This window comes from Niallia oryzisoli, assembly GCF_043641075.1.
Lineage (GTDB): Bacteria > Bacillota > Bacilli > Bacillales > Cytobacillaceae > Bacillus_BD > Bacillus_BD oryzisoli_A.
Map to the genome: position 1 here is coordinate 1 of NZ_JBHZRC010000006.1, position 14,019 is coordinate 14,019.

Here is a 14,019-nt window from a genome sequence, read left to right on the forward strand (position 1 = left end):
ATCAGTAAAAATCCAAGAAATTCAAGAAAAGGGGTTCGGAATGAGACCATTCCGAACCCCTTTTGTCGACAATCTGAACAGACTCATTTTAGAGTCTGTTTTTCTAGATTGGGATAAGAGCCTATTCTACATATAAAGATACGTTCTTCGATAAGCCGGAACTACAATGCAAAGACCTAACGCCCATTACTTTAAGTGTCATGTTTCACAAGTTTACCTATGATTTTTTATCCTTGACGTAACTCAGGAAGGACACCCATTTGGTAGATGTCTTGTTTGCCTTTCATTTGTCACCTGATATTTGCAAACTCATTAATATTATCTCGATGCCCTAGTACAATCAATTTATCCCCCTCTTGTATAATCTGATCAGGAGATGGAGAAATAATTATATGGTCATTATGAACAATCGCAATAGCGTTCAAATTATATTTTGCTCGTAAATCAAGCTCCCGTAAATTTTTACTTGTCAATCTTGAAGGAATCATTAATTCTTCAATATTGAATTCCTTTGACAATTCTATATAGTTCAACACGTTTGGTGTGAGAAGCTGATGGGCAACACGTTCTCCCATATCCCTTTCTGGATATATCACCCAGTCTGCCCCAACTTTTGTTAATACTTGTCCATGACGTTTGTTAATAGCTTTTGCAATTACTTTTTGTACTCCCATTTCCTTTAAAAGAAGTACGGTTAAGATACTAGCTTGCATGTCATCGCCTATGGCTACGATTACATGATCAAAATTTCGAATCCCCACGGATTTTAGAGATTCCTCATCTGTTGAATCAAGTACAACCGCATGTGTAAGTGAAAATTTACTACTTTCAATTCGTTCTTCATTTAAATCAATTCCCAATACTTCTTGCCCTTCTTCGAATAACTTTGATGCAATACTTGATCCGAATCTTCCCAAACCAATAACAGCATAATTTTGCTTTGCCATTGTTTATCATTCACCTCAAGAGAATATTCATTATATATGGATTCAACCTACCCAATTAATATTTTTTCTTCTGCATATCTTACCTTTGCTTCTTTTCGAGTGTTTAAAAGTGCAAATGCCATTGTTAAAGGTCCGAGCCTGCCAATAAACATCAAAATTGTAATTAAGACTCTTCCTATAGGCGACAGTTCGGGTGTGAAATTCGCAGACAAACCTACTGTGCCAAAAGCGGAAATCGTTTCAAATAGAAGTTTGCTCATATCTGCTTTCTCTGTAAAAGTTAATAAAAAGAAGATCAAAAAGATGAAGAGAAGTGCCGTGACCACAATTGATAACGATTTATTTACCAACTCCCAGGGGATTCTTCGTTTAAATATATTTACATCATTCCGATTCGTTACCACTGCCCAAAAAGCTAACATAATAATGGTAAAGGTAGTTACTTTAATACCACCACCCGTAGAGCCTGAAGAAGCACCAATGAACATAAGAGCCATCATGAAAACAAGGGAAGATAAGCTCAAGGAACCAATATCAATCGTATTAAAACCTGCAGTCCTTGTTACAACTCCTTGAAAGTAGGAGGCCCAAAGCTTATCACCTAATGACAAACTTCCAATAGTATCAGGATTATTAAATTCTGAGATCAAAATGATTAAAGGTCCTATAATGTTAAGTATCAGTGTTACAAGCAGTGCGACTTTTGAATGTAGGGATAATTTTCGAAAGGATCTTTTATAAAAAAGATCGAGAATAACAGTAAAACCAATACCTCCAGTGATGAAAAGAAAAGTAACCATTATGTTAACGACCGGATCACCTACCCATTTACTCAGACTGTCAGATTCCAGTCCAAACCCAGCATTATTAAAGGCTGAAATGGAGTGGAATATACCATAGTAAACGGCTTTCGCCAACGGCATTTCAAATGACCAACGTATCGCTAATATAGTGGCACCTATTAATTCCACAATAAAAGTAATAAGAATGATGCGTTTAACAAGGTTCACGACTCCTGAAAGAGAAAATACGTTTAATGAATCTTGTAATAATAAGCGTTCCTTCAATCCAATCTTTTTACCTAGGATAATAAACATGAAAATACCTGTAGTCATAAAACCCCAACCACCAATCTGAATCAAACAAAGAAGAACAATCTCTCCAAATAAGGTAAAGGTTGTTCCAGTATCCACTACTGCAAGACCTGTAACACAAACAGCAGAGGTTGCTTCAAATAAAGCATTTATAAAGCTAAGTCCCCTTCCTTTTTCAGTTGTAGCTATTGGTAACATGAAAAGAAGGGTCCCCAATAGTATTAGACTTCCAAAACCAATTACGAGGATTCTAGCAGGTTGCAAACTGACTAAATTCCCTTTTCTTTTAAATAATTCCACATTACTTTCTCCCTTTTATCAGATTGAATCATCTAATTTTACTAATCTATCCATAATTTGGCTACGCTCATGCTCAGCGACTTCATTAGAGAGAATGTCTCCTTTATTTAATTGATCGATGGTTTCGTATTGAGCGTATAATGCATACTTTTCCAGGATGGTTTGTTGTTTCTCTTTTAGGATAGGATACTTCTCAAAAAGTTGCACCAATTTTTTTTGTGATTCCAAAAGTTGTTGTTCGTATTGTGTAATAATCTCATTCGATATCGCTTCGGTAATAAACAACCTTTTTCTAACTGTGTTTATTTCCGTAATTGCCGATTCGAATCGATGTCCTCGTGCTATAATCTCTTCATATTCTTTAAATCCCTCTGCTTTTTTATTTACCCCTAAGATCGATAATAGTGATTTTATGGAAAGCCCCTGAACTACCAATGAGAATAAAACCACACTGAACGCTAAAATGAGAATTTCCTCCCACCCTTTAAAATCACGTGGGAGACTTAAAACAAGTGCAATGGATAATGACCCCTTTAGACCTCCCCAATTGATGACGTGCTTCCAACTGGTGGGGAAATTCTTCGTGAATAATAAACTTGCATAAACGGAAATACTTCTTGAAACTAGTACGATGATGATGGCTAGAAAAATGTACCCCCATTTGTCTGTTAAATTTAGCCTGGTAATTTCCAACCCTACCATTAGAAATACAATTGAATTCGCTAACAGTGCCGTAACTTCCCAAAAATTATTAATATTTAACTTTGTCGTCGGGCTCATGCCAATTTTTGCTCCGTAATTCCCAAAAATTAATGCAGAAACAACAACTGCAATTACACCAGAGGCATGTACAGCTTCGGCAATTAAGAAGGAACCGTAAAAAAGGATAACACTAAAGATGATTTCCAATGGATAATCATCAAAGTAGCTGGTTAATTTTGAAAAACCATAGCCAAGAGCCCCTCCAATGAAGAGTCCAAGGAAGATCACCCGAAAAAATTCCCATACTCCATAACCTATACCCACAACTCCAAGTTCAAGATATGTAAGTAAATAAAAGGCTGAGATTTTAAAAAGGACTACCGCAAGTCCATCATTAAATAAACTTTCCCCTTCAATAACAATGGCCAGCCTTTTATTAACGCCTAAGCTTTTAAAAATGGAAAGTACACTTACTGGATCAGTGGCACTCATTAAAGCAGCAAAAACAAATGCTGTTTGAATGGAAAAATCCAAAAGCCATATCGTGGAAAAACCGACAATAAGAAATGATAAAAGGGTTGCTCCAAAAGCTAGAGCTAGAATCGGCTTTTTATTCTCTTTTAAATGGGAATAGGGAAGCTTTAAAGACGCTTCACCTAATAAAGCAGGCAAAAACAGAGTAATGATCACAAAGTTGAAGATTTCACCTTCTGTTATAAAATCCTTTAATGGCTCAATTATTGGAATATTTATCAGTCCAATAATTGTACCTACAATTACTAATGCAATCGGGTAAGGTCGGTTAAGTTTTTTTGCAATAGCTGTTATTCCAGCTGCAATCATAACTAAAATAAGTCCAAGATTGAAAATATGATGTAAATCTACGTCATGCACTTTTCATAACCCCCTTTACATTTAGTATTCCAAAAGGGATTTTTTGTATCAATTTTTATTCGAATGAGTTTATAAAAACAACATCCCAATTGATAGAAACAATTGTCAATTATTTAGGGATTATTTACATTTTCTAAAGAAATTTTAAAGGGGAAATATAATCATGCACCAAATTAAGGAGGGTACTAATGCGCCATTTAAAAACTATACTTACTTGCTTAGCTACGTTTCTATTCATGTTTAATGTTTCTTCCGTACAAGCAGCTCCTCCCGAAAATGAATTAAATCAATATTTAGCTGGTATAGGATGGACGAAACAGGATTTAATGGAATATCTGAATTATTATGAAATACCATTGGATGAGTTTAATACAGTGGAAGAGCTTAAGACAATCCTTGGAACACCGATTAATTCAACAAATTTTCAGGAGTTATTAAAGAAATATGATTTGACGGAAAAAGAATTCAATGACTTAATGGACCACTTTGGTGATTCTAAAAATGAATATAAATTTATCGAGGACTTGGATTCGACCGTTGAATTTTATGTGAACTATGATGAATATATGGCAGAAATAGAAGATGGGTTAGCTGAATTTGGCATAACAGAAGAAGAATCCGAGAGACTTAACAATTATCTAGAAGCCGTTGAGGAAAAAAATAAAGACCAACTTGACCAAATGGCAACAAATGATACACTTTGGGAAAAATTCGCCAATATAGAAGATCCTTCACAACTAACGGATGAAGCTGTAGATGAAATGATTCAAATTCTTGAAGAAACCATTGCGTTATATGAAATTAAAGTCAATTTTCAGGTTGACGGAAAGGCTGTAACACTAAAGGATTTAATGAAAATGGAGAAACCTCCAGGAAGTTTCTCTGCTAGTATCTATGATATTTCAGGGAACCTGTTAATGGATTTAACCATCCCTAAAGAGTTTTTTGAAAATCTTGAAGCAGTTGAAGAAGGAGAAGATCTGCTTCATCTAGGCGAGATATCAGATGATTATGTTGACCATATGCATAAAGAGAAATATGAGAATGCGCAAAAAGAATTAAAATAGCTAGCTGTTATTAAAGCCTTTCCGGTTGGAGGGGCTTATTATTATTATTTGATTAATACTGAGACATCCTTCCAGCCATATGCAACATCATCTACTACCATTCCACCAAACTCACTTTTCCTACGGAGATACTTTTTTCCTCCCATACGTTCATAGAAACCAAGTCCAGATTTATTTTTTTCCATTACCCATACCATTATTGAGGTAAAGCCTTTTTCTTTAAAATGATTGGCAATTGCTGAAACCAATTGTCTTCCAATACCTAGTCCCCTACATTTCTGCAATAGATAAAGGGAGTATAATTCTCCATCAAAATTTTCGTCATCCATGCTTTTGCCTGATGCAAAACCAATAATATTTCCTGCATTATTAACTGCAATATATATAAAGGCTTCATGTTCATGATTTAAAAAGTGAAGCCACCGTTGCTCTGCCTCTTTATACGATAAACTATCCAAATAATCGTCTGGTACCAAACCGTGATAAGTAGTCCTCCAACTATCCACATACACTCTAGATACAGCTTTTATATCTTCTTCATTTGCTTTTTTAATCTTCAAACTAATCACCTCTAGTAGTAATACGAAATGAGATTATTAAAACATTCTTATTACTCAACTCAACAAGTAGTCTCCTCACATGACCAGTCTCTTGCATGTTTCAAGGTAATATCTATAAAACTTGATAATGCAGGGGAAATCCATTTATTTTTGTGATAAAGGATTTGGGAGTATATCTGTTTTAAATCAGCTTCAAAAGAAATCATTTTCAACTTGCATTCCTCGATTTCATCCTGTACAGCCATTAAAGGTATATAAGCAATACCAAGCCCACTCATCACCGATCGTTTGATCGCCTCAATACTCCAAAGTTCCATGATGTTGGAAGGTACTATCCCTCTATCACGTAGGAACTCTTCAAATATTCTTCGATAGCTGGCTTCTTTCTCGTTCGTAATTAAACTCTCGATCAGCTTCTGATTTTCGTTACTATCATCTAGACTGGTCAGTGGACAGTCGGGACTTCCAACGAGAACAATCGGTTCGTTCTTTAACGGATGGATAACTAAATCTGAATCCTCAAACTGAGGCAACATGACAAATGCAATATCTGCACTCCCATCAAGTATTGCTTTCTTGTTATCTCCGCATGTGGCATTACTTAACCGTATATTTACATGAGGAAATTTCTTTCGGTATTCTCTTACTATTGCTTCTAAGCGGTAGACCGTAAGTGATTCAGGTGCCGCAATCCTTAATGTCCCTCTAATATCCTTTTCCTCACAAGCAATGTTTTCAATTTTCCCATAAGTATCCAGTATTTCTTTCGTATAGGGTAACAGCTTCTTTCCAATATCAGTTAACCCTACCTTTCGACCCATCCGATCAAACAGTGGTGCGCCTAAATGTTCTTCAAGCGTCTGAATATGAGTAGTCACCGTTGATTGGGTATAACCTAACTGTTCCGCTGCTTGTGTGAAACTACCCGTTTCAATGACCTTTTTAAACGTAATAAAATGTCGTATTTCCATCATTGCACCCACTTTTATCATACTCTTACGTCTATAGTATCATAAAAATCAATGGATAACTTTGCAAACTTCAATTTTACTAATGATTCGTTGCAAGTTACTATTAAGAAAATGCAGGAGGATATTATATGAAGACAACGGAGGTGCTTGAGTTTTGAAACGTTTACACTATAGCTGGTTTATTCTTGCCATCACATTTTTCTCCATTATTGTAGCTGGAATTGTCGTATCATCATCAGGGATTTTTATCGATCCTTTCGAAAAGGAATTTGGATGGGATCGATCTGTTATTGCACTCGCTTTTGCCATTAGTATGTTTTTATATGGAATATCAGGTCCCTTTATGGCAGCATTACTTAATGTGATGGGCTTAAAAAAAATGATGATCGCTTCTATGGCAACTTTACTGACAGGTGTCATATTAATCTTTATTATGAATCAAACATGGCAGATGATCATCATTTGGGGCCTTATTATTGGGTTGGGATCAAGTCTTTTTTTAACCGTATTAAGTCCATATGTAGCGAACCATTGGTTTGAGAAAAGAAGAGGTCTTGCAGTAGGAATATTAACGGCAAGTACAGCGACAGGTCAGTTAATTCTACTTCCTGTCTTAGCGGCTATTATAGATCATTATTCGTGGCGAATAGCAATTGGTTTAATTATGATCCTTAGTTTCATTATGCTTACTATTATCTTTTTATTTATGAAAAACACACCAAAGGATATTGGAATTCTTCCATATGGACTTGAGGAAGAAATACAAGAGAGCAATGAAGGACAAAAGGAAAACCCTATTGTTATAGCCTTCAATGGTCTATTCGAAGCAGTGAAAGCGAAGGAATTTTGGTTATTATCTGGTAGTTTCTTTATTTGTGGACTCTCAACAAACGGTTTAATCGGTACACATTTTGTTTCTTACTGTATAAGTTTTGGTGTGCCTTTAGTAACAGCGGCATCGTTTCTTTCGTTGATGGGAGTTTTTAATCTAGTAGGAACAACTCTATCCGGTTGGTTGTCAGATCGTTTCGATAATCGATGGCTATTATTTTGGTACTACGGTTTAAGAGGGGCTTCTCTTGTATTCCTTCCTTTTGCATTAACGAAAGGCTCCCTTACAATGCTAGTTATCTTTACGGTGTTTTATGGATTAGATTGGATTGCAACGGTTCCACCAACTATTAATATCTCAAGACAAATTTTCGGCATTAATAAAAGTGGAATTGTTTATGGCTGGATTTTTGCATCTCATCAGGTAGGTGCTGCAGTTGCTGCATATGGAGGGGGCCTAATCTATAAATTTTTCAACACTTACACGTGGGCATTCTTCTTGGCAGGAGTTTTCTGTTTATTAGCAAGCTTATTTGTCATTATTATTAAAAAACAACAAGCAAGTCAATTATCTAAAGAAGAAATAATAACTATATAGCACTGCATTGAAATGTGTATCTTAGGCGAAATTAATCCTTTGTTTAACATAACATCTAAATAACGACTAAGAATTTCAAGTTTCACAAAATTTAACTTTCCTTAGCTAAATGCCCGTTAGTGGAATAACAGAAGGGCTCCACTTTTTATCGAAGTGATGCCCCCTTTATACAGTAATGGTTTCTACCGAATTCCATTAATAACGAAACAAAAACAGCCTACTTTCTACCTTTGTTTACTTGTTGCAATCCTTCTAAATAAAAGATGCAGTTTATTTTAGTAAAGAGGTCAATGAGCCACAGAAACGGGTCCCGCGGTTCAAATCGAAAAGCCAGTACTCGTCAGTCGGACCATGGAACCCGTCCCTGTGGTCCGCACTCATTTCTTCAAGCTTTCTTTTTCGTTAGTAAATGATTTGTATTAATTTTTTCTGATTAGTAGTTTTTGTTCCTCAATGACATATTCACAATTAGTGACTCGTTCAATGAACATACGATCATGTGATACGAGAATGACTGTCCCCTCATATCCTTTTAAGAAGCGCTCTAATGCTTCAATACAAAAAACATCCAAAAAATTAGTCGGTTCATCTAGAATTAGCACATTGTATCTTCCTAGAAAAAGCTGACACAATACTAGACGAATCGCTTCGCCGCCACTTAATTGAAGGACATTTTTAATAAGATCGCTTCCTGTAAAATTCATGGAGTGAAGGACCGAACGTATTTTACTTTCATTATAATCACTTCTGTTTTTTATATAATCAAGAATACCCTCCTCTTTAGTAAATTGATAATCCATTTGTTTATAGGCTCCGATAACGGCTTTGGGGGATAGGACGATGCCTTCTCCACGGTTTAAAATATGGTCAAGTAAAGTTGTTTTTCCTGCCCCATTGCAGCCTGTAATCGCAATGGTTTTACCCAACGGAAATTGAAAACTAACTTCTTTGAGAAGTATCTTATCACCCACTTTCAGGGTTACACGTTCACCCATGATGGGGTATTTATTGTGCATCAGGAGTGCTGGAGATTGCTGGAAACAGAGTAGTGGTTCCTCCTTTGGGGCCTCTATACTCTTCAGTTGTTCAACGCGCTTTTCAATCGCTTTTGCAGCACGTTGAACCGCCTTTTGACCTGTGTCTTTTGATTTGGTCATGAACATCTTATTCGCCTTCGCTTTTGTTTCCTTTTTTGAAATATGTCCGTTCGCTTGCGTGATTTTGTCGGCCTTTTTCATCTTTTCCTCTGCAGCTTTTAAAAGACGGTTCTTTTCTTTGATATAGTTTTCATGCTGTTCTTGCTGCTGTTTTCTCTGCAGCTCTTTTTGTTTAACGTAATCTGAATAATTTCCAGTGTATTCGATGATACAACCATCTTCAATTTCCCATATTTTCGTAACAAGCTTATCTAACACGTAGCGATCATGACTTACAAGTACAAGCGCACCATAATAATATGTCATTTCTTCGATGAAAAATTGTTTTCCAGCTTCATCGAGGTGTGTGGTCGGTTCGTCAATTAATAAACCTTCATGATAGTCTGACATAATATGTGCTAACTTCAGCCTTGTTTGTTCACCGCCACTAAGATTTTCCATTTCAGTTTTTGGGATAGATAACCTCCCGATTAGCTCGTAATTTACTTCTCGATTAATTGGAGAGGCTAATTGATCGAAATACATAAAATCCACAAACCGTCTTACATGACCTTTCTCTGGTTGAATCCGGCCAGCCATTAGTTTCAGCAGCGTACTCTTCCCTGCTCCATTTTTACCAACAATCCCGATACGATCGTACTGATGAACGGAAAGGTGGGAAATAGATAGCACTAATTTATCTAAATAGGAAAGTTGAATATTTTCCAATTCGAGACATACTTTTTCCATTTTCTTTACCTCACTTTACTTTTGTTAAATAAAAAAAGTCACAGGCGATCTGCCTGTGACTCCAGAGTAAAGGGAAGAACCCATCCTTATTGGATTAGAGTGGTTAGAAGCCGTTCTCAAATAAACCTTCCAATTGAGTAAGATAGAAGGTAAATTAGACATAAATAAAGAAAGGCAGAATCATCCGCCTTTCTATACATTACATATGATCACTATTTCTACGTAACAATAGTAATAGAAAACACATAGTAATTGCTAAACCAGCAAAATATGCGTATTTATCATATGAAATGAAGATTATTAAAAAAGGACAGACTTATCCCGTTTACTCTGTATGCACAAAACAGAGCCTTTGAACGTATTCAATTACTGGTTCAAAGTTGGGAATCGAAGTCTCATAGCATGTGTCATTTTTTAATAATCCTCCTGAAAATATAAAAGTACAAAAATAATTATAGGTTCTCTAATAATTAAAGTCAAAGAAAAATAATACTAACTCTTTCCTCAACTAGGCCCCATTTACTTTAAGCACCTATCATCCCATTTAAACTTTCACCCGAGAAAGCTGTTATAAACTCCTATTTTTCAACCATATCTCTTTCTTGCACAAGGTTTGATGTATTTTCTATCAACCTACGACAAAGCTTAATCGCACCATAGCCAAGCAATCCTCCAGAGGTGTTTAGTAGTAGGTCGTCGACATCAAAAATTCCGAGAGAAAAAAACACCTGAAAGCATTCCAAGGATAAACTTAAACACAATGAACGGGCTAAGACGCCTATGAATGACATTCCTCTATCTTTAGACAATAGAATAAGAAAGATTCCTAATGGTATGAACGCTACGATATTCCCAATCAAATTACTAAAATCATGCCACCCTGATAGACTCTGAATATTAATGACGATTGTTTGGAACGGGATAAAATTCCCGCTTTGCAACTGGTACATGAGATGATCAGGATTCCCAAGATTCCTCTGAAGTTGCTGCCAGAGAAAGGTCATATCTCTCCAGCGGAACTTAAATAGTATGATTCTCAGTAATACGTATATATAAAAGACAAATAAGGCTAGTATAATCATATTGTTCATTACTATCTTTTTTTTCATTGTGACATCCTTCTCCCCGTGAGACTAGTATGTGTTGAATTGGGATACACGGTCACAATGACACCATCTATATTGTTACCTGATATCTCCCAACGAAGAGTGGAAGCCACATGAATGGTTGTATCTTTGGTTACTGGGTAGTATGAAATCTTATATTCTTCACCCTGTATAGTCTGTGAAATGGACTTTTGCTCTTTTAAAAAATCCAAGTATTCTTCTAAAGTAAAATTCTTTTCCTCCATAATCGCACTATGCGGCAATCCAACATAGCGTATATGCCAAGGTTCATACTGGATGCCTGTAATTGCTGTTTTGTCCTTTGGATAGCGTAAAACGAACCCGTATTTCCAAGCGTTTTCTTCTATCCACTTTCCTTCTGGTGCATCCGCCATCTTCATTTGAGTAGATCCCACATCAAGCGATAAACCCAGATTGTGTTCGCTATAGCCCGCTGGCAGCGCATAGGCAGAACCCATTTCTTGATAAAGGGCACTTTGCTCACCAAAATCTCGAAAGCCACTTGTAATGGAGAAATTATGAACTCCATCTTTTTTTGCTGCAGTAATCATCTCTGAAAATCTACGTGCTAGTTCCTCTGACAAATAAATATTGTTATCCAACAATCCGTACCCCTTTGTCCATTCATGATGCGTAGATAGATTGATCACATCCGATTTTATACTTTTTGGGCGAACCAGATATTCACTGTTGACCAAAAGTAGATTTCCTTGATACGTTTGTTCCTCTGTAATCTCAATTTTATTGACATTTTCAGAAATACTTCTATTCTCGACTTTATCTTTTTCATAGTGTTCTTCATTTTGTCTTTCTTCCTTTGATTCAAAAATTGGTTCAATAAATAGGATTGTTAAACAAAAGCATAATAATAAAAATCCCCACTTTTTCATTTTAATCTCCTCCTTGATGCAGCCTGTTACTAGGATAGGAAAAACTATTAAAATAAAAAGTGGGGTAAATATTAAATTTTTCTTAAATTATTCCATACATTATTAATCTTTTAATGAATCCTCCATTGGTAATCGGACTTCAAATAAAGTGCGTATTACATCACTTTCGGCAGTGATTGTCCCGTTGTGTTGCTCTACAATATTCTTCGCAATGAATAAACCGAGTCCTGTACTATTTTCTTGATGAGTTCGTGCTTTGTCACCGGTATAAAGCATATCAAATATATGGGGCAGTTCGGCTGGAGGAATGGCATCCCCATAATTAATCACTTGAATAACTACTTCCTTTGAATCAATTATACCGTTGATGTCGACATACTGCCCTTCATATCCATAACGATTGGCATTAATCAGAAGATTTTCAAACACTCGTGCCAATAACTCTCCATCCCCCATAATAGATAAAGGAGAAATCATATTCATCCGAACGATCAAATCGTTTTTCTCGAAAACAGGATACAACTCTTCTTTCAATTGAACAAGCAGCTCATTTAAGTCGATTGGTTTCTTCTGAATGGGTAACATGCCATAATTCATCCTAGTTATCCCGAATAATTCATCAATTAGCCTTTCTAACCGTTGAGATTTAGTAAAGGCTATCGTTAAAAAATGTTGGACCTGTTCTTTAGTCAAGCTACCATCCTTGAGAATTAAATCCAAATATCCTAAAACAGAGGTAAGTGGCGTCCGCAAATCATGGGCTAAATTTACGACTAATTGATCTTTACTGCTTTCTGAAAAATCTCCTCGTTGAATCGCCTCTTCCAATTTTTCACTTGCCAAATTGATGCTTTGTGCAATATCACTAAATTCATCATTTGATACGATTTGAATTCGATGCTTAAAGTCACCCTGAGCAAGATAATGAATTCCTTTAGAAATCTCTTTGAAATAGGTTGAGTAGGGTTTTGTGAAGAAAAAGAAAAATACTATTGAAAGCAAGATAAATAACAATAAAAAGACGTTTAGGTCTCCAATATTTCCTATGATTTTTCGAAAATATGCTAGTGTATCTCCATGATTCACACTTGTATAATAATACAATTGAAGCACTTTAAAGAGTAGGTATGTAATGACGCTCGACAACAACATGCTCAAACCTAGTAATAGAATCATTTTTGCACGAAAGCCTCGTAGTATGTTACCCATTGAATTTATACCCTACACCCCATACAGTTTTGATTAATTTGTTTTTTCGTTTGTCCTCTTCAAGTTTTTTCCTCAACGTACGAATATGAACCATCACAGTATTCCCACCTTCATAGTATGCATCTCCCCATACCTTCTGAAAAATATCTTCTGCACTATAAACTTTATTTGGATTACTGCCTAATAAAAATAAAATGTCAAATTCCTTCGGCGTTAACTCAATATTCTTACCAAACAGTGTTACTGTACGATGTTCAGGAGAGATTGTTAATCCACCAAATTCCAAGATTGAGTTGTGATTGGCAATAGGTTGATTCAACTTCATAAAGCGACGCAGCTGTGCATTGACGCGTGCTACCAATTCAATGGGGATAAATGGTTTAGTCATATAATCATCCGCTCCAATTACCAACCCTTGCACTTTATCGAAATCAGATGTTTTAGCACTCAAAAATATGATTGGCATATTATGTTTTTCACGAATGCGACGGATTGCTTCATATCCATCCATTTTTGGCATCATAATATCTAAAATCATCAAATCAATTGTCTGAGCCTCGACAACACGAACAGCCTCTTGCCCATCCGATACTTTAATAATATGGTATCCTTCTTTTTCTAGATAGATGGCAATCAGATCAGCAATCTCCTCTTCATCATCTGCAATTAAAATCGATATACGTTTCATCTTTCCCACTCCCATTACAAGTTCCATTCTGCGAATGATTATTTATCTTCACCCCGTTACAAAGCTCCCCCTAAAAGATTTGATGTTTTTGATGGAATAGTTTATCAGTCTAATTTTACCTATTTTGGTATCATTTAGAGCTCATTTTTTATTTTCTATTATTTCCTTTTATTATTCAAGAATATGGATAAAGAGCTAACGACGATTCTGCAACTTAACTTTCCTCATTTAGTAACGATATGATTGAGGCTTTCC

Annotated in this window: 13 protein-coding genes; 2 read left to right on the forward strand and 11 right to left on the reverse strand. The window is 35.9% G+C overall.

Features of this window, described 5'->3' with window-relative positions; all coding sequences use genetic code 11:
- Positions 1–290: 290 nt before the first annotated feature.
- From ACHUFV_RS16815 to ACHUFV_RS16825, 3 genes are read right to left on the reverse strand one after another with little or no spacing between them, the layout of a single operon-like run.
- The gene (locus ACHUFV_RS16815; protein WP_394236147.1) at positions 291–947 is read right to left on the reverse strand and encodes a potassium channel family protein; all 657 of its coding nucleotides are present in this window, start codon (positions 945–947) and stop codon (positions 291–293) included.
- Positions 948–994: 47 nt separating this feature from the next.
- Entirely contained in the window at positions 995–2,341 is a 1,347-nt protein-coding gene (locus ACHUFV_RS16820; RefSeq protein ID WP_394236148.1) for a TrkH family potassium uptake protein, read from the reverse strand.
- An 18-nt stretch (positions 2,342–2,359) separates the two neighbouring features.
- Positions 2,360–3,937 (reverse strand): cation:proton antiporter, encoded by a 1,578-nt coding sequence (locus tag ACHUFV_RS16825; RefSeq protein WP_394236150.1) that lies wholly within the window; start codon positions 3,935–3,937, stop codon positions 2,360–2,362.
- A 188-nt stretch (positions 3,938–4,125) separates the two neighbouring features.
- Here ACHUFV_RS16825 and ACHUFV_RS16830 point away from each other — a divergent pair, with 188 nt between their 5' ends.
- On the forward strand, positions 4,126–5,004 hold the full coding sequence (locus ACHUFV_RS16830) for a processed acidic surface protein (protein WP_394236151.1): 879 nt from the start codon (positions 4,126–4,128) through the stop codon (positions 5,002–5,004).
- Positions 5,005–5,048: 44 nt separating this feature from the next.
- On the opposite strand, the gene ACHUFV_RS16835 is transcribed toward ACHUFV_RS16830, so the two are convergent.
- Together ACHUFV_RS16835 and ACHUFV_RS16840 are read right to left on the reverse strand one after the other, a co-directional pair.
- On the reverse strand, positions 5,049–5,573 hold the full coding sequence (locus ACHUFV_RS16835; RefSeq protein ID WP_394236153.1) for a GNAT family N-acetyltransferase: 525 nt from the start codon (positions 5,571–5,573) through the stop codon (positions 5,049–5,051).
- A gap of 50 nt (positions 5,574–5,623) precedes the next feature.
- Complete coding sequence (locus ACHUFV_RS16840; RefSeq protein WP_394236155.1) at positions 5,624–6,535, reverse strand: LysR family transcriptional regulator; 912 nt, start codon at positions 6,533–6,535, stop codon at positions 5,624–5,626.
- Positions 6,536–6,689: 154 nt separating this feature from the next.
- On the opposite strand from ACHUFV_RS16840, the gene ACHUFV_RS16845 reads away from it, so the two are divergent.
- Entirely contained in the window at positions 6,690–7,964 is a 1,275-nt protein-coding gene (locus ACHUFV_RS16845; RefSeq protein WP_394236157.1) for an MFS transporter, read from the forward strand.
- Between the two features lie 419 nt (positions 7,965–8,383).
- On the opposite strand, the gene ACHUFV_RS16850 is transcribed toward ACHUFV_RS16845, so the two are convergent.
- The 6 genes from ACHUFV_RS16850 to vanR form a co-directional block, all read right to left on the reverse strand.
- Complete coding sequence (locus ACHUFV_RS16850) at positions 8,384–9,850, reverse strand: Msr family ABC-F type ribosomal protection protein (RefSeq protein ID WP_394236159.1); 1,467 nt, start codon at positions 9,848–9,850, stop codon at positions 8,384–8,386.
- A 366-nt stretch (positions 9,851–10,216) separates the two neighbouring features.
- Entirely contained in the window at positions 10,217–10,261 is a 45-nt protein-coding gene (locus ACHUFV_RS16855) for an erythromycin resistance leader peptide (protein WP_142301762.1), read from the reverse strand.
- A gap of 167 nt (positions 10,262–10,428) precedes the next feature.
- On the reverse strand, positions 10,429–10,959 hold the full coding sequence (locus ACHUFV_RS16860) for a VanZ family protein (RefSeq protein WP_394236160.1): 531 nt from the start codon (positions 10,957–10,959) through the stop codon (positions 10,429–10,431).
- The gene (gene vanY / locus ACHUFV_RS16865) at positions 10,956–11,867 is read right to left on the reverse strand and encodes a VanY-A/VanY-F/VanY-M family D-Ala-D-Ala carboxypeptidase (protein ID WP_394236162.1); all 912 of its coding nucleotides are present in this window, start codon (positions 11,865–11,867) and stop codon (positions 10,956–10,958) included. Before vanY ends, ACHUFV_RS16860 begins: the two co-directional genes overlap by 4 nt.
- A gap of 102 nt (positions 11,868–11,969) precedes the next feature.
- The gene (locus tag ACHUFV_RS16870; protein ID WP_394236164.1) at positions 11,970–13,076 is read right to left on the reverse strand and encodes a sensor histidine kinase; all 1,107 of its coding nucleotides are present in this window, start codon (positions 13,074–13,076) and stop codon (positions 11,970–11,972) included.
- The gene (gene vanR / locus ACHUFV_RS16875) at positions 13,069–13,764 is read right to left on the reverse strand and encodes a vancomycin resistance response regulator transcription factor, VanR-F/VanR-M family (RefSeq protein ID WP_394236166.1); all 696 of its coding nucleotides are present in this window, start codon (positions 13,762–13,764) and stop codon (positions 13,069–13,071) included. The genes ACHUFV_RS16870 and vanR overlap by 8 nt, the downstream gene beginning before the upstream one ends.
- Between the last annotated feature and the right edge of the window lie 255 nt (positions 13,765–14,019).